The sequence below is a fragment of the Pseudomonas sp. 18058 genome (genome assembly GCF_902706155.1).
GTDB classification, from domain to species: domain Bacteria; phylum Pseudomonadota; class Gammaproteobacteria; order Pseudomonadales; family Pseudomonadaceae; genus Aquipseudomonas; species Aquipseudomonas rustica.
The window spans coordinates 1-19,481 of record NZ_CACSJY010000003.1; the positions used below are offsets into that span (position 1 = coordinate 1).

The window sequence follows — 19,481 nt, forward strand, 5'->3', positions numbered from 1 at the left end:
TATAAGAGACAGGGGTAAGGCTGTGGTTGGGGGGGAAGTGGTGGCGACGCAGACTTCGACGGCCACGACGGCGGCTGTGGCGGAGACCAATTGGAAGAAGATTGGTTTGTGGGCGGTGTTGTTGCTGAGTGTGGTGTTTTTGGGGGCGATGGCGTTTAGTTTGTTGCGTAAACCGCCAACCAGCAACTGAGAATGGCTGGCGCTGCGCGCCATTCGCGAGCAAGCCCGCTCCCACACTGGATTTGTGAACGACGCAGATCCAATGTGGGAGCGGGCTTGCTCGCGAAAGCGGTCTCTCAGTCAATACATACCCCAAACCGCTCAGCCTTCGTCGGATTTCGGACTACGCTAAATCCGCTACCTGAACTCTCCACCGACAATCACGTCTCATGCAGGCAATTACACCCCAACGCACGTTACCGGGCGTCTTCGCTCGCTACGGTTTCAGACTCCCTGTAAACTGCGCGGGTTTTTAGCCCCCCATTCCACCGGAGCCGTCCATGTCCCGCGTTACCCTGAGTCGCTATTTGATTGAGCAGACCCGCAGCAATAACACTCCTGCCGATCTGCGTTTCCTGATCGAAGTGGTCGCGCGTGCTTGCAAAGAAATCAGCCACGCCGTGTCCAAAGGCGCCCTGGGTGGTGTTCTGGGCAGCATGGGCACTGAAAACGTCCAAGGCGAAGTGCAGAAGAAACTCGACGTGATCTCCAACGAGATCCTGCTCGAAGCCAACGAATGGGGCGGTCACCTGGCCGGCATGGCGTCCGAAGAAATGGACAATGCCTACCAGATCCCGGGTAAATACCCGAAAGGCGCGTACCTGCTGGTATTCGACCCACTGGACGGCTCGTCGAACATCGACATCAACGCCCCGGTCGGCACCATCTTCTCGGTACTGCGTTGCCCGAACGAATACCTGAGCCAGAACGAGCCGCTGAACGAGAAAGCGTTCCTGCAGCCAGGCACTCAGCAAGTTGCCGCCGGTTACGCGATCTACGGCCCGCAAACCATGCTGGTACTGACCCTCGGCGACGGCGTCAAAGGCTTCACCCTGGACCGCGAAATGGGCAGCTTCGTGCTGACTCACGAAGACATCACCATTCCTGAATCGACCCAGGAATTCGCCATCAACATGTCCAACCAGCGTCACTGGGAAGCCCCGGTACAACGTTACGTTGGCGAACTGTTGGCCGGTGAAGAAGGTCCGCTGAAAAAGAACTACAACATGCGTTGGGTCGCGGCGATGGTTGCCGACGTACACCGCATCCTGACCCGTGGCGGTCTGTTCATGTACCCGCGCGACAGCCGTGAGCCATCCAAGCCAGGCAAACTGCGTCTGATGTACGAAGCCAACCCGATGTCGTTCCTCGTGGAACAAGCGGGCGGCGCGTCCACCGACGGTCACCAGCGCATCCTCGACATCCAGCCTGAAGGCCTGCACCAGCGCGTAGCGGTGTTCCTCGGCTCGAAAGAAGAAGTCGCCCGCGCGACGGCTTACCACAAGGAATAAACCATGACCGCGCCCTGGCAGCCGTTGCTCGATTGGTGGTTCGGACACGCCGAATCCCCGGACGACATTTCGGCTGACAAGGGCAAGTTGTGGTTCGGTAAGCGAGACAGCCAAGACCTCGAAGCGCAGACGCGTTTCGGGGTCTTTGTCGATCAGGCCCTGGCCGGCGAATTGACCGAGTGGACGCAACGTCCAGAAGGTTGGCTGGCGCTGGTGCTCCTGCTCGATCAATTGCCGCGAATGATTTTTCGCGACACCCCCAAAGCGTTTTCCGGTGATCTGCGCGCGCAGAAACTCGTCGCCCAAGGCATTGCCGCGGATTTTGATCGGCAGTTGAAGCCGATCCAGCGAGTGTTCATTTATCTGGTGTTCGAACACTGCGAAAACCTCGCGGTGCAGAACGAAGCCGTTTCCAGGTTTATCGAACTGGTGGCTGAACAGCCGGAAGCGCAGCGCGCGGTGTTTGCCGATAACCTGGATTATGCCGAACGGCATCAGAAAGTGATCGCACGGTTTGGCCGGTTTCCGCATCGCAATGCGCTGTTGGGGCGGGAGTCTACGGCTGAGGAGTTGGTGTTTCTTTCCGAACCTGGGTCGCGGTTTTAAAGGCTTGCCCTCACCCTAGCCCTCTCCCGGAGGGAGAGGGGACTGACCGAGGTGTCTGGGCTTGATACATCGACCTGAGATATCGAGTCGAACTCAGGTTTGAACAGCGCGAAGATCTGCTCCCTTTCCCCCTCGCCCCCTTGGGGGAGAGGGCTGGGGTGAGGGGGTAAAGCCCTTGAACTTAAATGCGGAAGCTACCCACCAATTGCTTCAACCGCGCCGCCTGCTGCTCCAGATCCGAGCAAGCTCGCAACGTCGCCTGCAAGTTCTCCACACCTTCCTGATTCAGCGTGTTGATCTCGTTGATATCGACATTGATCGACTCAACCACTGCCGTCTGCTCTTCAGTCGCGGTCGCCACCGACTGGTTCATCCCGTCAATCTCGCCGATACGCTGAGTAACGCTGCCCAAGCGCTCGCCGGCCTGGTTGGCAATGCCGACGCTGCTTTCGCTCTCGCGCTGGCTCTCGGTCATGATGCTGACCGCCTGACGTGCGCCGACCTGCAGTTCTTCGATCATCTTCTGCACTTGCTGCGCCGAGTCCTGCGTGCGATGCGCGAGGTTACGCACTTCATCGGCAACCACGGCGAAACCACGCCCGGCTTCACCGGCACGCGCTGCTTCGATCGCGGCGTTGAGCGCGAGCAAGTTGGTTTGCTGCGAGATGCTGGTGATCACTTCGAGAATCTGGCCGATGTTCACCGTGTTGGCGTTCAGGGTTTCGATGTTGCCGCAGGAGTCGCTGATCTTCGCCGACAGCTGTTGCATGGCCGAAATGGTTTTATCCACAACCTGCTGACCGTCCACCGCGAGGCTGCGCGCATCGCTCGAATGCTGCGAAGCGAGGGCGGCGTTCTGGGCGATTTCCTGCGCGGCGGCGCCGAGCTGATTGATCGCGGCGGCGACGCTGTTGGTGCGGGTGGCTTGCTGATCCGAGTTGTACATCGACGAGTTCGACGCCGCGACCACGCGCAGGGCGACTTCGTTGACCTGGCCGGTGGCCGAGGACACTTCGCGGATCGAGGTGTGGATGCGCTCGACAAAACGGTTGAACGAGGTGCCCAGCGCGCCGAACTCGTCGTTGCCGTGGATCACCAGACGTTTGGTCAGATCGCCTTCACCTTCGGCAATGTCATGCATGGCGCGGCCCATGGTCAGCAGCGGCTGCATCAACACGCGGATGAGCATGCCGAGCAGGGCGATGATGATCACTACGGCGATGACCATGGCGATCAGTGCCGAGGTGCGGAATTCGCTGAGCATGGCGAACGCGGTGTCTTTATCGAGCACCAGCGCCACGTACCAGTCGGCGGATGGCACACCGTTGACGTGGGTGAAGGAGATCAACTGCGTCTTGCCGTCGAACTCGACTTCCTTCAGGCCCGGAGTGACTTTCGGCGCACCGTTCGGGTAGGCCTCGGCGAGGGTCTTGAGCACCAGTTTGCTGTCCGGGTGAATCAGGATCTTGCCGTCGGCGCTGACGATGAACGCGTGGCCATGGCCGCCGAAGTTCAGCGAGTTGATGATCGCGCTGACGCTGGTCAGGTCGATGTCCGCGCCGGCGACGCCGAGCATCTGCCCTTGGCGCTGCACCGGGGTGGCGACGGTGATCACCAGTTTGCCCGAGGAGGCGGCGATGTACGGTTCGGTGACGATGGTCTGCTGCGCGCTGTTCGCCGCTTTATACCAGCCACGTGCGCGCGGGTCGTAATCCGGCGCGCGGTTGCCGGCAGGCACGGAGAACATCACGCCGTCAGCACCACCGAAGTAGCTGAGCTGGAAATTACCGGTGTAGGCGGGCAGGTCGATGATGCGTTTGAGGCTGGCCGGGGCGTTGCCGTCGACTACCACTTGCTGGGACATCGATTGCAGCAATTGAATGCGGCTTTCCAGCCAGGTCTGGATGTTGCTGGTGGTCAGGCTGCCCAGTTCCTGCATCGACGCTTCGGTGCTGGTGCTCAGAGCTTCGCGCTGTCGATAGTCGTTGAAGAAAATGAAACAGGCGAACGCAACGGCCACCACGAGGGCGGCAGCCAACAAAATCTTGTGGCTGAATTTCATGTTTCTGGTCATCGAATGAGCTACCGCGAAGGGGCTGATCAAGAAAGGGCGGCAATTTGCCACACAGGGAGGCTTTGCGCTGCTCTTGTTTCGACCGGGGCGCGCCAAAGATTAGGCCTTTTTTGCGAATTGCGACGAAATGCTCAAAAGCGCGACAAAGTGTCTGATTTATCGGCAAAAGCCAGACGAGCGGAGCAATAAATAGGCGTCCCGGGAGGGAACCAGACACCACTTTTCTCTTCTAAGCTTCTGGTTGGCCCCATGCCATCCCCCTTCCGTTCCAGGAGTTACACCATGTCGCTGCGATCTATCGCCCTTTTGTCGTTCTGCGTGCTGTTGGCCGCCTGCGGCAAGATCAATCAGGAAAACTACTCGAAGCTCTCGGCCGGCATGGCCAAGACCGAAGTGGAGACCTTGTTGGGCAAACCGACTGATTGCTCGGGCGCGCTCGGCATGTCCAGTTGCACCTGGGGCGACAAAAACAGCTTTATCAGCGTGCAGTACGCCGGTGACAAAGTGCTGATGTTTTCCGGCCAAGGCCTGAAGTAAACCGGGGCCTCGCGCCCACGGAGAAGAAAAATGAAGCGGTTATTGCTTGTCCTTTTTGCCGGCCTGGTACTGGCCGGCTGCGCCACTTCCGGCGTAGATCCGTTGGCGCCGAAGACCGTCAACAGCGTCAATCTCAAGCGTTACCAAGGGACCTGGTATGAGCTGGCGCGTTTGCCGATGTACTTCCAGCGCGACTGCGCGCAATCCGAAGCGCATTACACCCTCAAGCCTGACGGCAACGTCGCGGTGCTCAATCGTTGCCTGACCCCGCAATGGCAGTGGGAAGAAGTGAAGGGCACGGCTTATCCACAAGTGCCGGGCAAAACCGACAAATTGTGGGTCGAGTTCGATACTTGGTTCTCGCGTCTGATACCGGGTGTGGCGAAAGGCGAATACTGGGTGCTGTACGTCAGCGATGACTACAAGACCGCCATCGTCGGCGACCCGAGTCGCAAGTACATGTGGCTGCTGTCGCGCACGCCGACCGTTAACGGTGTGGTGCGTGAAGAACTGCTGAGCAAGGCGCGTCAGCAAGGCTATGACACCACGCGATTGATCTGGCGAGCGTCAGATCGGCAGATGGCCAAGACCTCGAATTAAGCATCGCCACAGATCAAATGTGGGAGCGGGCTTGCTCGCGAAAGCGGTGTATCAGTCAACATTTCAGTCGACTGATACGACCTCTTCGCGAGCAAGCCCGCTCCCACATTTTTTGTTTTGTGTCAGCCCAAAAGGTCGCGCAGGACTTGGGTGAACGCGCGGGCGCTGTCCTCTTCCCCGGCATGCCGGCCATCGCGCACAACCCACTGGCCATTGACCAAAACGTCACGCACCTGACGATCCCCTCCGGCAAACAACCAGCGATTCAAAATCCCGTCTCCGTTCGCCGTCGCCAGATACGGATCGTTGCCATCGAGCACAATCCAGTCCGCCCGTTTGCCAACCTCCAGCGCACCAATCGGCTGCCCCAGCGCTTGCGCGCCGCCATCCAGCGCCGCGTCATACAGCGTGCGCCCGACCATCGGCTGATCCGCGCCATACAAACGGTTACGGCGCTGATCACGCAGACGCTGGCCGTATTCCAGCCAACGCAATTCTTCCACCACACTCAGCGACACATGGCTGTCGGAACCAATACCCATGCGCCCACCCTGCGCGAGGAAATCCACCGCCGGGAAAATTCCGTCGCCCAGATTCGCTTCAGTGGTCAGGCACAGCCCGGCGATGGCGCGACTCTTGGCCATCAGCGTGACCTCTTCCGGATTGGCGTGGGTGGCATGCACCAGACACCAGCGCTGATCGACTTCGGCATGCTCGTACAGCCATTGCAGCGGACGCCGACCGCTCCAGCTCAGGCAGTCGTCGACTTCTTTCTGCTGTTCGGCGATGTGAATGTGAATCGGGCATTGCTTGTCGCTGGCCGCCAACACTTCGCTGATCTGCTGCGGCGTCACCGCGCGCAATGAGTGGAAGCACAGACCCAGCGACTGCGCCTTTTGCTGCGCCAACATTGGCTGCAAACGCGATTGCAGATTCAGGTAATTTTCGGTGCTGTTGATAAAACGGCGCTGGCCATCATTCGGCGTCTGGCCGCCAAAACCGGAGTGGCTGTAGAGCACCGGCAGCAAGGTCAGACCGATGCCGCTTTCACTCGCCGCCTGACTGATACGCAACGCCAGTTCAGCCGGATCGGCGTACGGCTGACCATTGCTGTCGTGGTGCACATAGTGGAATTCGGCCACCGAGGTGTAACCGGCCTTGAGCATTTCGATGTACAGCTGACGGGCGATCACACCGAGCTGATCCGGGCTGATTTTTCCGACGAGGCGATACATCAAATCGCGCCACGTCCAGAAACTGTCGTTCGGGTTGCCGGCCACTTCGGCCAGTCCGGCCATCGCCCGCTGGAAAGCATGGGAGTGCAGATTGGGCATCCCCGGCAGCAACGGCCCGCTCAGTCGTTCGGCGCCATCTGCGGTGGAGTCGGCCTGGATTTGGGTCAGCAGGCCCTCGGCGCTGACCTCAAGACGTACATTGTTGGCCCATCCGTTAGGCAGCAGCGCGCGTTCGGCAAAGAAGGCGGACATGGTTCAGCACCCCATCGTGTGTTATTTGTATATACATATACAGACGTTTGCCTGCCCGGTAAACTCCGGCAAGCTAGCCACTCTCATCCAATGAACAGGGATCAACCGTGCCGACTCCGCCTCCAGTCTCCCCGTTGGCCGCGAACATGGGCGACAGTCCGGCGCCCTTGTACGCCCGCGTCAAACAGATGATCACCCAGCAGATCGACAGCGGAAACTGGCCGCCGCACTACCGCGTGCCGTCCGAAAGCGAGCTGGTCAATCAACTCGGTTTCAGCCGCATGACCATCAACCGCGCCCTGCGCGAGATGACCGCCGACGGTCTGTTGGTGCGCATGCAAGGCGTCGGCACGTTTGTCGCCGAACCGAAGAGCCAGTCCGCGCTGTTCGAAGTGCACAACATTGCCGACGAAATCGCTTCCCGTGGCCATCGCCACACCTGCCAGGTGATCACCCTCGAAGAAGAGGCCGCCGGTTCAGAGCGTGCGCTGGCGCTGGATATGCGTGAAGGGCAGAAGGTCTTTCACTCGCTGATCGTGCATTACGAAAACGACATTCCGGTGCAAATTGAAGACCGTTTCGTCAACGCGCTGGTCGCGCCGGAATACCTCAAGCAGGACTTCACCCTGCAAACGCCTTACGCCTACCTGAACCAAGTGGCTCCGCTGACCGAGGGCGAGCATGTGGTTGAAGCGATTCTGGCCGAGCCGTCCGAATGCAAATTGCTGCAGATTGAGAAGGGTGAGCCTTGCTTGCTGATTCGTCGCCGCACGTGGTCGGGGCGTCAGCCGGTGACGGCGGCGCGATTGATTCACCCGGGTTCTCGTCATCGTCTGGAAGGTCGGTTTCATAAATAGAGAGCATAAATGAGTGAAGTGAAGGTTTTACGCGCGGAAGGCTACCCGCGCATGCCGTGGAAAAACGGCGGCGGCAGCACCGAGGAAATGACCCGTGATGCCGGTGCCGGGCTGGATGGTTTCGGCTGGCGCCTGTCGATTGCCGACATTGCCGAGTCCGGCGGTTTTTCCACCTTCGCCGGTTACCAACGAGTGATCACCGTGTTGCAAGGTGACGGCATGGTTCTGTGCGTCGATGGCGACGATACGCGGCCGCTGTTACCGCTCGACCCGTTTGCCTTCAGCGGTGAAAGCCAGGTTTCCTGCACGCTGCTCGGCGGTGCGATTCGCGACTTCAACCTGATCTACGCGCCGCAGCGGTACAGCGCGCGGTTGCAGTGGCTGGACGGTGAACAGCGGTTGTTCAGTTCGGCGGGGACGGTGCTGGTGTTCAGTGTCAGTGAGTTGCTGGAAGTGCAGGTTGGTCATTCCGCATCGCAACTCGGTCGCCATGATTGTCTGCAACTGGACGGTAACGCCGGACTGGTTGAAGTCACCACCAATGCCGCTTGCTGTGTCATTGAGCTGACGGCGCGCTGATTCAAAAATCTTAAAAGATCGCAGCCTTCGGCAGCTCCTACAGGGTGTACCTCAATCCCACTGTAGGAGCTGCCGAAGGCTGCGATCTTTTGCTTTTGGGATGTTCCCAACCCACGCACCAACTTGTTACCGAACGCCCCAGCGTGGCGCAAAATCACGCTTTCGTAACAATCCCCAACCCTCTCCATCAATACCCTCGAAATATTTCATCCACGCCAGAACCCTTGATTCAGAAGCTCTCCAGCCCTGCCCGCGGTTTTTCTTGAACAGCCCTCCAACAAGTTGGCCGCTTGATTGCATATGCTTGTATGTACAAGTAAAGACGTATGCGTATGAGTCGTTCGAGACTCTCCGCAGCGTCCACTGATTCGCTTGTCGCGCAGCGAAGCGCACAGGCTGCTTGCCCACTGCCAGGGTTGGTTTGAATTGATCGCTGAGGAGTCTCTTTCGTGACTGATAACAAAATGACTAAGTTTCGCGACGTCGAAATCCGTGCCGCCCGCGGCAACAAGCTGACCGCCAAGAGCTGGCTGACCGAAGCGCCGCTGCGCATGCTGATGAACAACCTCGACCCGGAAGTCGCCGAGAACCCGAAAGAGTTGGTGGTTTACGGTGGTATCGGTCGCGCTGCGCGTAACTGGGAGTGCTACGACAAAATCGTCGAGAGCCTGACCAACCTGAATGACGACGAGACCCTGCTGGTGCAATCCGGCAAGCCGGTCGGCGTATTCAAGACCCACAGCAACGCCCCGCGCGTACTGATCGCCAACTCCAACCTCGTCCCGCACTGGGCGAGCTGGGAGCACTTCAACGAACTCGACGCCAAAGGCCTGGCCATGTATGGCCAGATGACCGCCGGCAGCTGGATCTACATCGGCAGCCAGGGCATCGTTCAAGGCACCTACGAAACCTTCGTTGAAGCCGGTCGCCAGCACTACAACGACAACCTCACCGGCAAGTGGGTGTTGACCGCCGGTTTGGGCGGCATGGGCGGCGCACAACCGCTGGCGGCAACCCTGGCCGGCGCTTGCTCGCTGAACATCGAATGCCAGCAAGTGAGCATCGATTTCCGCCTGAAAAGCCGTTACGTCGACGAGCAAGCCAAAGACCTCGACGACGCCCTGGCGCGCATCTACAAATACACCAAAGAAGGCAAAGCGATCTCCATCGCGCTGCTGGGTAACGCCGCAGAAATCCTCCCGGAACTGGTCAAGCGCGGCGTGCGCCCGGACATGGTCACCGACCAGACCAGCGCCCACGACCCGCTCAACGGTTACCTGCCTGCCGGCTGGACTTGGGACGAATACCGCGCCCGCGCCAAGACCGAGCCCGCCGCTGTAATCAAAGCCGCCAAGCAGTCGATGGCCGTGCACGTTAAAGCGATGCTGGAATTCCAGAAGCAAGGCATTCCGACCTTCGACTACGGCAACAACATCCGTCAGATGGCGCAGGAAGAAGGCGTCGAAAACGCCTTCGACTTCCCGGGTTTCGTACCGGCTTACATCCGTCCGCTGTTCTGCCGTGGCATCGGCCCGTTCCGTTGGGCGGCACTGTCCGGTGATCCGCAAGACATCTACAAAACCGACGCCAAGGTCAAAGAGCTGATCCCCGACGACGCGCACCTGCACAACTGGCTGGACATGGCCCGCGAGCGCATCAGCTTCCAGGGTCTGCCGGCACGTATCTGTTGGGTCGGCCTGGGCCTGCGCGCCAAGCTCGGTCTGGCCTTCAACGAGATGGTGCGCAGCGGTGAGCTGTCGGCGCCGATCGTGATCGGTCGCGACCACCTCGACTCTGGCTCGGTGGCCAGTCCGAACCGTGAAACCGAATCGATGCAGGACGGTTCCGACGCTGTGTCCGACTGGCCACTGCTCAACGCTCTGCTGAACACCGCGAGCGGCGCGACCTGGGTTTCCCTGCACCACGGCGGCGGCGTTGGTATGGGCTTCTCGCAGCACTCGGGCATGGTGATTGTCTGCGACGGTACGGACGAGGCGGCCGAGCGCATCGCGCGCGTGCTGCACAACGACCCGGCCACCGGCGTCATGCGCCACGCCGATGCCGGTTACCAGATCGCCATCGACTGCGCCAAGGAACAGGGTCTGAACTTGCCGATGATCACCGGCGGCAAGTAACACGCTTTGGCTTTATGTGGGAGCGAGCTTGCTCGCGAAAGCAATCTGTCAGCCAGCACAGATGTTGAATGTGCTGGCCAATTCGCGAGCAAGCTCGCTCCCACAGAAAAGCAGCCCTACCGAAGCTCAGTGAACAATTAAAACAATCCACAGAGGTTGAATCATGGCTGTCAACACCGATCGTGCAAGCAACAAACCGTTGATCGAAAGGCGTTCGATCGACTACATCCCGGAAGCGGAAAGACACGGTCGTCTGTTCAGCCAATTCACCCTGTGGATGGGTGCCAACCTGCAAATCACCGCAATCGTCACCGGGGCCTTGGCCGTGGTGCTCGGTGGTGATGTGTTCTGGTCGTTGATCGGGCTGTTGATCGGTCAATTGCTCGGCGGTGGCGTGATGGCGCTGCATGCCGCGCAAGGGCCGAAACTCGGTTTGCCGCAGATGATCTCCAGCCGCGTGCAGTTCGGCGTGTATGGCGCGGCGATTCCCATCGTGTTGGTGTGCCTGATGTACCTGGGTTTCACCGCAACGGGGACGGTGCTTTCCGGTCAAGCGCTGGGCCAGTTGTTTAATGTCAGCGACAGCGTCGGCATCCTGATTTTCGCCAGTGTGATCGTGGTGGTCACGGTGCTCGGTTATCGGGTGATCCACTGGATCGGCCGTGTCGCCAGTGTCATTGGCGTGATTGCCTTCGTGTTTTTGTTCTGGCGGCTGATGAGCCAGACCGACGTCGGCGCACTTCTGCAAATCCGTCATTTCAGCTGGAGCAGTTTCCTCCTCGCGGTGTCGCTCGCGGCCTCCTGGCAGATCGCGTTCGGCCCGTACGTGGCTGACTATTCCCGTTACCTGCCGAGCAACACCTCGGCGGTGAAAACCTTCTTTGCCGCCGGTGCCGGTTCAGTGGTCGGCGCGCAAGTGGCGATGATCCTCGGCGTGTTCGCGGCGGCTTCGGCCAACGGCCAATTCGCCGGTCACGAAGTTGCCTACATCGTCGGTCTGGGCGGCACCGGAGCCACCGCTGCGCTGCTGTACTTCAGCATCGCATTCGGCAAGGTGACTATCTCGACGCTGAACTCCTACGGCAGCTTCATGTGCATCGCGACCATCATCAGTGGTTTCAAAGGCCACCTGACGGTTACGCGGATGCAGCGTCTGGTGTTCGTACTGGTGATCGTTGGCGCGGCGACCCTGATTGCGCTGCTAGGGCAGCATTCGTTCCTCGGTGCCTTCAAGTCTTTCATCCTGTTCCTGCTCGCGTTCTTCACCCCGTGGAGCGCGATCAACCTGGTGGATTACTACTGCATCACCCGTGAGCGCTACGACGTGCCGGCGCTGGCCGATCCGAACGGTCGCTACGGTCGCTGGAACCTGCTCGGCATCAGCGTCTATGTGTTCGGTGTGCTGGTGCAGCTGCCGTTCATCTCCACCAAGTTCTACACCGGCCCGCTGGTGGCGGCCCTCGGTGATGTGGATATTTCCTGGATCATCGGTCTGGTGCTGCCGGCCGTCGTCTACTACGTGTGCGCGAAAAAATGGCACAGCGCGGTACCCGATCAACTGATTCTGCCGGTCGAGCAGAACAGCGTTGTACAACCTAAAACAAGCGGGGCCGGACGCGCTGCGGCGCAGGCCTGATTTGGACGTGGACAGGGCTGGATGCCTCTTGACTGCCGAAAGCCAATTCATGATTAGGAGCGTCACAACAATGAAATCGAACAAGACCCTGCTGACCACATTGCTGTCCATGGGCCTGTTGGCCAGTGCCGGCGCGACCCAGGCCGCGGGCTGGTGCGAATCGGGCAAACCGGTGAAATTTGCCGGCCTGAACTGGGAAAGCGGCATGTTGCTGACCGACGTCCTGCAAGTTGTCTTGGAGAAAGGTTACGACTGCAAGGTCGACAGCCTGCCGGGCAATTCCATCACCATGGAAAACGCCCTGAGCAGCAACGATATTCAAGTGTTCGCCGAAGAGTGGGTCGGCCGCAGCGAGGTCTGGAACAAGGCCGAGAAGGCCGGCAAGGTCGTCGGTGTCGGCGCACCTGTGGTGGGCGCTGTGGAAGGCTGGTACGTGCCGCGCTACGTGATCGAAGGCGACGCCAAGCGCAAGCTGGAGCCGAAAGCACCGGACCTGAAAAACATCGCCGATCTGGGCAAGTACGCCGCCGTGTTCAAGGATCAGGAAGAGCCGTCCAAGGGCCGTTTCTACAACTGCCCGGCCGGCTGGACTTGTGAACTCGACAACAGCGAAATGCTGAAAAGCTACGGCCTCGAAAACAGCTACACCAACTTCCGCCCAGGCACCGGCCCGGCGCTGGATGCGGCAGTGCTGTCGAGCTACAAGCGTGGCGAGCCGATCCTGTTCTACTACTGGTCGCCAACCCCGCTGATGGGCCAGGTTGACCTGGTCAAACTGGAAGAAAAACCCGGCGTCGACAAGTCCGTGAGCATCAAGGTCGGCCTGTCCAAGACCTTCCACGACGAAGCCCCGGAGCTGGTCGCCGTGCTGGAAAAGGTCAACCTGCCGATCGACCTGCTGAACCAGAACCTGGGTCGCATGGCCAAGGAACGCATCGAGTCGCCAAAACTGGCGAAAATCTTCCTCAAGGAACATCCTGAAGTCTGGCATGCGTGGGTCAGTGACGACGCAGCCAAGAAAATCGACGCGGCGCTGTAGGTCGATACCTCCCGGCTAACCGCGAGGCAGGCCGGGAGATATGCCGTAAACGCTTGATTGAGATTTCTGATTGAGAGCCGCTTATGTTTCCCGAGAGCTTTACCTTTTCCATCGCCGACTGGGTCAACGGTTGGGTCGATTCGCTAGTCACCAATTACGGTGATGTGTTCCGCCATATCTCCGACACGCTGCTGTGGGCCATCGTCAACCTCGAAGGCATGCTGCGCGCAGCGCCGTGGTGGCTGATGCTGGCGATCGTCGGTGTGATCGCCTGGCACGCCACGCGCAAAGTGGTGACCACTGCGGTCATCGTCGGTTTGTTGTTCCTCGTGGGCGCGGTCGGCCTGTGGGACAAACTCATGCAAACGCTGGCGCTGATGATGGTCGCGACGATCATTTCGGTGCTGATCGGCATCCCGCTGGGGATTCTCTCGGCGCGCAGCAATCGCCTGCGCTCGGTGCTGATGCCGTTGCTCGACATCATGCAAACCATGCCAAGTTTCGTCTACCTGATTCCGGTGCTGATGCTGTTCGGCCTGGGCAAGGTGCCGGCGATTTTCGCTACCGTTATCTATGCTGCGCCACCGCTGATTCGCCTCACCGATCTGGGCATCCGCCAGGTTGACGGCGAAGTGATGGAAGCGATCAACGCGTTCGGCGCCAACCGCTGGCAGCAACTGTTCGGTGTGCAACTGCCGCTGGCCCTGCCGAGCATCATGGCTGGGATCAACCAGACCACCATGATGGCCCTGTCGATGGTGGTGATCGCCTCGATGATCGGCGCCCGTGGTCTGGGTGAAGATGTGCTGGTGGGGATTCAGACCCTCAACGTCGGACGTGGCCTTGAGGCCGGTCTGGCGATCGTGATTCTCGCAGTGGTCATCGACCGCATTACTCAGGCGTATGGTCGGCCACGGCATGAGGTGAGCAAATGAGCAACGCAACCGTGAGCAAGATCGAAGTCAAAAACGTCTTCAAGATTTTCGGCAACCGCGCCAAGGATGCGCTGGCCATGGTCGGCCAGGGCAAGACCAAGGATCAGGTGTTGAGCGAAACCGGTTGCGTGGTCGGCGTTAACGATCTTTCGTTGAGCATCGGCACCGGTGAAATCTTCGTGATCATGGGTCTGTCCGGCTCCGGCAAATCGACGCTGGTGCGTCACTTCAATCGGCTGATCGACCCGACCAGCGGCGCGATCCTCGTCGACGGTGTGGACATCCTGCAATACGACATGGACGCCCTGCGCGAATTTCGCCGGCACAAGATCAGCATGGTGTTCCAGAGCTTCGGCCTATTGCCGCACAAGACCGTACTCGACAACGTCGCCTACGGCCTGAAGGTGCGCGGCGAGAGCAAGCAAATGTGCGCGGAACGTGCGCTGCACTGGATCAACACCGTGGGCCTGAAGGGCTACGAAAACAAATACCCGCACCAGCTCTCCGGCGGCATGCGCCAGCGTGTTGGTTTGGCTCGGGCCTTGGCGGCAGACACCGACATCATTCTGATGGACGAAGCGTTCAGTGCGCTGGACCCGCTGATCCGCGCGGAGATGCAGGATCAGTTGCTGGAGCTGCAAAAGACGTTGCACAAGACCATCGTGTTTATCACCCACGACCTTGATGAGGCGGTGCGCATTGGTAACCGGATTGCGATTCTCAAGGATGGGCGGTTGATTCAGGTCGGCACGCCACGCGAGATTCTGCATTCGCCGGCGGATGAGTACGTTGACCGGTTTGTGCAGCGGCGTGCGGCAGTGGTCTGACGCTCGTTCCCACGCTCTGCGTGGGAATGCATCCCGTGACGCTCCGCGTCACCCTGCACAGAGCAGAAATCGGACGCGGAGCGTCCCAGGCGGCATTCCCACGCAGAGCGTGGGAACGATCTAACTCAAGAGGTTTTAGATGTCCCAGGCTGAAAAAATCGTTATCACCGGCGCTCCTCTGCGTTGGCAGGACGTGGTTGCTGTCGCCCGTCACGGCGCTCAACTGGAGCTGTCGAGCGACACCTGGGCGCGCATCGAAAATGCCCAGGCGATCGTTCAGCGCATCGTCGAAAGCGGCGAGCGCGCCTATGGCGTCAACACCGGTCTGGGCGGTTTGTCTAATGTTTCCCTGAAAGACCAACAACTCAGCCAGCTCTCGCGCAACACTTTGCTCAGCCATGCCTGCGGCGTCGGCCCGGTACTCGCCGACGAGCAGACCCGCGCGATCATCTGCGCCGCCATTCACAACTACAGCCACGGCAAATCCGGGCTGCATCGCCGGGTCGTCGAAGGGCTGCTGGCGCTGCTCAATCGTGGCATCACCCCGCAAGTGCCGTCGCAAGGTTCAGTCGGCTATCTGACGCACATGGCGCACATCGGCATCACGCTGCTCGGCGTCGGCAACGTCAGCTATCGCGGGCAGATTATCTCCGCACAACAAGCATTGGCCGAAGAGGGTCTGCAACCGGTGCAACTCGGCGCGAAAGACGGTTTGTGCCTGGTCAACGGCACGCCGTGCATGACCGGCCTCAGCTGTCTGGCGATTGCCGATGCCACGCGTCTGGTGCAGTGGGCCGACGTCATCGGTGCGATGAGTTTCGAAGCGCAGCGCGGCCAGATCGACGCGTTCGACGCCGAGATCATCGCGTTGAAACCGCACCCGGGCATGCAGCAGGTCGGAATCAATTTGCGCGCATTGCTCGATGGCAGTGAAGTGATTGCGTCGAGCAAAGGCATTCGCACTCAGGATGCGCTGAGTATCCGCTCGATCCCGCAGGTACACGGTGCCGCGCGCGATCAACTCGACCATGCGATCAAGCAGATCGAAGCCGAACTCAACGGCTGCACCGACAATCCGTTGCTGCTGGGCACGCCGGATAATTTCCGGGTGATGTCGCAAGCCAATCCGCACGGCCAATCGGTGGCGATGGCGGCGGATTTGCTGGCGATTGCCATGACTGAAATCGGCTCGATCGCCGAGCGTCGCCTCGATCGTCTGGTCAACCCGCATGTCAGTGGTCTGCCGGCATTTCTGGTGGCCAATCCGGGGGTGAACTCCGGGATGATGATCGTCCAGTACGTCGCTGCGTCGTTATGCGCGGAAAACCGTCAATTGGCGCAACCGGCGGTGCTCGACAACTACATCACTTCCGGTTTGCAGGAAGACCATCTGAGCATGGGCACCAACGCCGCGCTGAAGCTGCATCGCGCGCTGGAAAACTGCACGCAGATCCTCGCCATCGAATATCTGCTGGCGGCGCAGGCGTTTGAATTCCTCAAGGTACAACGCTTCGGCGCCGGCACTGACCGCGCGTGGCGACTGCTGCGTGAAACCGTCCCGGCCTACGATCAGGATCGCTGGCTGGCGCCGGATATTGCCGCCGCCGCGAGCGTGTTGAAAAACCCGAATCTGCTGCACAACGTTCTATCGAATTTGCATTGAAAAACTACCCTGCCAGCGTGCCAAGGCGCCGGATGCCCACAAGGCTGAAAGCGACGGATAACGGAATGCTCCGGAGCGAATGGCAAGTTAATAACAAACTCTCAAAAGGAGCATTTAAATGACTGCGCTGAACCTGATTCCCGGCCAACTGAGCCTGGCCCAACTGCGTGACGTCTACCAGAACCCGGTCAAGCTGACGCTCGACAACAGCGCCTCGGCGCAGATCGAAGCCAGCGTCGCTTGCGTCGAGCAGATCCTCGCCGAGAACCGCACCGCCTACGGCATCAACACCGGTTTCGGCCTGCTGGCCTCGACGCGCATCGCCAGCGAAGACCTGGAAAACCTGCAGCGCTCGCTGGTGTTGTCCCACGCCGCCGGTGTTGGCGTGCCGATCAGCGATGAGTTGGTGCGTCTGGTCATGGTGCTCAAGGTCAACAGCCTCAGCCGTGGTTTCTCCGGCATTCGCCGCGTGGTGATCGATGCGCTGATCGCGTTGATCAACGCCGAGGTTTATCCGCACATTCCATTGAAAGGTTCGGTCGGTGCTTCGGGCGATCTGGCGCCGTTGGCGCACATGTCGCTGGTGCTGCTGGGCGAGGGCAAGGCGCGCTACAAAGGCGAGTGGATGGAAGCGGTTGAAGCGCTGAAAGTCGCGGGTCTGACGCCGCTGACGTTGGCAGCGAAAGAAGGTCTGGCGCTGCTCAACGGTACTCAGGTTTCTACTGCATTCGCGCTGCGTGGGTTGTTTGAAGGTGAAGATTTGTTTGCCGGCGCGTTGGCGCTGGGCGGTCTGACGGTTGAAGCGGTTTTGGGTTCGCGTTCGCCGTTCGATGCACGCATTCATGCGGCGCGTGGCCAGAAAGGTCAGATCGATGCGGCTGCGGCTTATCGTGATCTGCTCGGTGAGCGCAGTGAAGTCTCCGATTCGCATCAGAATTGCGAGAAGGTTCAGGATCCGTACTCGCTGCGCTGCCAGCCGCAAGTCATGGGCGCCTGCCTGACCCAGTTCCGTCAGGCCGCTGAAGTGCTGGCGGTTGAAGCCAACGCGGTTTCCGATAACCCGTTGGTGTTTGCCGCTGAAGGCGACGTGATCTCTGGCGGTAACTTTCACGCCGAACCGGTGGCCATGGCCGCTGACAACATGGCGTTGGCCATTGCCGAAATCGGCTCGCTGAGCGAACGCCGCATCTCGCTGATGATGGACAAACACATGTCGCAACTGCCGCCGTTTCTGGTGGCCAATGGCGGCGTGAACTCCGGATTCATGATTGCGCAGGTGACCGCTGCGGCGTTGGCCAGCGAGAACAAAGCGTTGTCGCATCCGCATTCGGTGGACAGTCTGCCGACTTCGGCTAACCAGGAAGACCACGTTTCCATGGCACCGGCGGCGGGCAAGCGTCTGTGGGAAATGGCCGAAAACACGCGCGGGATTCTCGCAGTGGAATGGCTGGCGGCGGTGCAGGGGCTGGATCTGCGTAACGGTCTGAAGACCTCGGCGAAGCTGGAACAGGCGCGAGCGATTCTGCGTAAGGAAGTGCCGTTTTATGAGAAAGACCGGTTCTTCGCGCCGGACATCAATGCGGCGACTGAGTTGTTGGCTTCGCGCTGCCTGACCGATCTGGTTCCGGCGAAGCTTTTGCCTAGCCTTTAACCCACCCACTGATCGTTCCCACGCTCCGCGTGGGAATGCCTCAAGGGACGCTCCGCGTCCAGTGACGCGGAGCGTCACGGGCTGCATTCCCACGCAGAGCGTGGGAACGATCACAAGACGAGGATTTGGGATGAAAACCCTCTGGCAACACTGCCACGTCGCAACCATGGCGCAAGGCGTCTACTCGATCATCGAGGATGCGGCCATCGTGACGTCCGGTGCGCTCATCGAGTGGATCGGCCCGCGCAATCAACTGCCGTCCGGCGAATACCCGGCGGTCAATGATCTGCAAGGCGCGTGGGTCACCCCCGGCCTGATCGACTGCCACACCCACACGGTGTTCGGCGGCAACCGCAGCGGCGAATTTGAAAAGCGTCTGCAAGGCGTCAGCTATGCCGAGATCGCGGCGTCCGGCGGCGGCATCGCCAGCACCGTGCGCGCTACGCGTGAAGCGACGGAAGACGAGCTGTTCGCCAGCGCCGCCAAACGCCTGAAAAGCCTGATGCGCGACGGCGTGACCACGGTCGAAATGAAATCCGGCTACGGCCTCGATCTGGTCAACGAACGCAAAATCCTCCGGGTCATCCGTCGCCTCGAAAAACAGCTGCCGATCAGCGTGCGCAGCACTTGTCTGGCCGCCCACGCACTGCCGCCGGAGTACAAGGATCGCGCCGACGATTACATCGATCTGGTCTGCAACGAAATGCTCCCCGCGCTCGCCGCCGAAGGTCTGGTCGATGCCGTGGATGCGTTCTGCGAATACCTGGCCTTCTCGCCGGAGCAGGTCGAGCGCGTGTTTATCGCCGCGCAACAACTCGGTCTGCCGGTGAAGCTGCACGCCGAACAATTGTCCTCGCTGCACGGCTCCAGCCTCGCCGCGCGCTACAAGGCGTTGTCTGCCGATCATCTGGAGTTCATGGACGAGGCCGACGCCATCGCCATGGCCGAAGCCGATACCGTCGCCGTGCTGCTGCCGGGCGCGTTCTACTTTCTGCGCGAAACCCAGTTGCCGCCAATGGACGCCCTGCGCAAGCACAAGGTGAAAATCGCCATTGCCAGCGACCTCAACCCCGGCACTTCGCCGGCGCTGTCGTTGCGGCTGATGCTGAACATGGCCTGCACCTGTTTCCGCATGACCCCGGAAGAGGCCCTGGCCGGTGCGACGATTCATGCCGCGCAAGCACTGGGCATGGCCGACACTCACGGTTCGCTGGAAGTCGGCAAGGTCGCGGATTTCGTTGCCTGGCACATCGATCGTCCGGCGGATCTGGCCTATTGGCTGGGTGGTGATCTGGACAAACGCGTCGTCCGTCACGGCGTCGAATCAAGTCTGTAGGAGAGCGG

The 19,481-nt window shown here is 60.1% G+C and carries 17 protein-coding genes and 1 pseudogene; 15 read left to right on the forward strand and 3 right to left on the reverse strand.

Features of this window, described 5'->3' with window-relative positions; all coding sequences use genetic code 11:
* The 3 genes from GVL50_RS02240 to GVL50_RS02250 form a co-directional block, all read left to right on the forward strand.
* The coding region (locus GVL50_RS02240; protein WP_159811594.1) for a DUF3999 family protein at positions 1-190 on the forward strand (190 nt) is incomplete at its 5' end.
* 310 nt (positions 191-500) lie between these two features.
* Positions 501-1,511 carry a class 1 fructose-bisphosphatase gene (locus GVL50_RS02245; RefSeq protein WP_007909265.1) on the forward strand — a complete coding sequence of 337 codons (1,011 nt, stop codon included), beginning with the start codon at positions 501-503 and terminating at the stop codon, positions 1,509-1,511.
* A 3-nt stretch (positions 1,512-1,514) separates the two neighbouring features.
* Complete coding sequence (locus GVL50_RS02250) at positions 1,515-2,117, forward strand: DUF924 family protein (RefSeq protein WP_159811595.1); 603 nt, start codon at positions 1,515-1,517, stop codon at positions 2,115-2,117.
* A gap of 181 nt (positions 2,118-2,298) precedes the next feature.
* On the opposite strand, the gene GVL50_RS29350 is transcribed toward GVL50_RS02250, so the two are convergent.
* Positions 2,299-3,063 carry a methyl-accepting chemotaxis protein gene (locus GVL50_RS29350; RefSeq protein ID WP_371262350.1) on the reverse strand — a complete coding sequence of 255 codons (765 nt, stop codon included), beginning with the start codon at positions 3,061-3,063 and terminating at the stop codon, positions 2,299-2,301.
* 93 nt (positions 3,064-3,156) lie between these two features.
* Positions 3,157-4,191, reverse strand: a pseudogene (locus GVL50_RS29355) (cache domain-containing protein); the annotation flags it as partial.
* A 282-nt stretch (positions 4,192-4,473) separates the two neighbouring features.
* On the opposite strand from GVL50_RS29355, the gene GVL50_RS02260 reads away from it, so the two are divergent.
* Positions 4,474-4,728, forward strand: coding sequence for a hypothetical protein (locus GVL50_RS02260; RefSeq protein ID WP_053116610.1), 255 nt, complete (start codon positions 4,474-4,476; stop codon positions 4,726-4,728).
* Positions 4,729-4,758: 30 nt separating this feature from the next.
* Positions 4,759-5,328 carry a lipocalin family protein gene (locus GVL50_RS02265; protein WP_159811596.1) on the forward strand — a complete coding sequence of 190 codons (570 nt, stop codon included), beginning with the start codon at positions 4,759-4,761 and terminating at the stop codon, positions 5,326-5,328.
* A gap of 122 nt (positions 5,329-5,450) precedes the next feature.
* Here the strand turns inward: GVL50_RS02265 and GVL50_RS02270 are convergent, their stop codons facing one another.
* Positions 5,451-6,815, reverse strand: a complete 1,365-nt coding sequence (locus GVL50_RS02270) for a formimidoylglutamate deiminase (protein WP_159811597.1) — start codon at positions 6,813-6,815, stop codon at positions 5,451-5,453.
* Positions 6,816-6,961: 146 nt separating this feature from the next.
* Here GVL50_RS02270 and hutC point away from each other — a divergent pair, with 146 nt between their 5' ends.
* The 10 genes from hutC to hutI all read left to right on the forward strand — a co-directional run bounded on the left by hutC (position 6,962) and on the right by hutI (position 19,473).
* Positions 6,962-7,672 carry a histidine utilization repressor gene (gene hutC, locus GVL50_RS02275; protein ID WP_163013658.1) on the forward strand — a complete coding sequence of 237 codons (711 nt, stop codon included), beginning with the start codon at positions 6,962-6,964 and terminating at the stop codon, positions 7,670-7,672.
* A gap of 9 nt (positions 7,673-7,681) precedes the next feature.
* The gene (locus GVL50_RS02280) at positions 7,682-8,251 is read left to right on the forward strand and encodes a HutD family protein (protein ID WP_159811598.1); all 570 of its coding nucleotides are present in this window, start codon (positions 7,682-7,684) and stop codon (positions 8,249-8,251) included.
* Between the two features lie 464 nt (positions 8,252-8,715).
* Positions 8,716-10,386, forward strand: coding sequence for a urocanate hydratase (gene hutU / locus GVL50_RS02285; protein WP_178124147.1), 1,671 nt, complete (start codon positions 8,716-8,718; stop codon positions 10,384-10,386).
* A gap of 163 nt (positions 10,387-10,549) precedes the next feature.
* On the forward strand, positions 10,550-12,022 hold the full coding sequence (locus GVL50_RS02290; RefSeq protein ID WP_159811600.1) for a cytosine permease: 1,473 nt from the start codon (positions 10,550-10,552) through the stop codon (positions 12,020-12,022).
* A 70-nt stretch (positions 12,023-12,092) separates the two neighbouring features.
* Positions 12,093-13,061, forward strand: coding sequence for an ABC transporter substrate-binding protein (locus GVL50_RS02295; protein ID WP_053116616.1), 969 nt, complete (start codon positions 12,093-12,095; stop codon positions 13,059-13,061).
* 83 nt (positions 13,062-13,144) lie between these two features.
* Positions 13,145-13,996 carry a proline/glycine betaine ABC transporter permease gene (locus GVL50_RS02300; RefSeq protein ID WP_008080600.1) on the forward strand — a complete coding sequence of 284 codons (852 nt, stop codon included), beginning with the start codon at positions 13,145-13,147 and terminating at the stop codon, positions 13,994-13,996.
* On the forward strand, positions 13,993-14,823 hold the full coding sequence (locus tag GVL50_RS02305; RefSeq protein ID WP_064117063.1) for a glycine betaine/L-proline ABC transporter ATP-binding protein: 831 nt from the start codon (positions 13,993-13,995) through the stop codon (positions 14,821-14,823). The genes GVL50_RS02300 and GVL50_RS02305 overlap by 4 nt, the downstream gene beginning before the upstream one ends.
* A 139-nt stretch (positions 14,824-14,962) precedes the next feature.
* On the forward strand, positions 14,963-16,486 hold the full coding sequence (gene hutH, locus GVL50_RS02310; protein WP_159811601.1) for a histidine ammonia-lyase: 1,524 nt from the start codon (positions 14,963-14,965) through the stop codon (positions 16,484-16,486).
* Between the two features lie 118 nt (positions 16,487-16,604).
* Positions 16,605-18,137 (forward strand): histidine ammonia-lyase, encoded by a 1,533-nt coding sequence (hutH, locus tag GVL50_RS02315; RefSeq protein WP_159811602.1) that lies wholly within the window; start codon positions 16,605-16,607, stop codon positions 18,135-18,137.
* Positions 18,138-18,267: 130 nt separating this feature from the next.
* Complete coding sequence (hutI, locus tag GVL50_RS02320; RefSeq protein ID WP_159811603.1) at positions 18,268-19,473, forward strand: imidazolonepropionase; 1,206 nt, start codon at positions 18,268-18,270, stop codon at positions 19,471-19,473.
* The last annotated feature ends 8 nt before the right edge of the window (positions 19,474-19,481 follow it).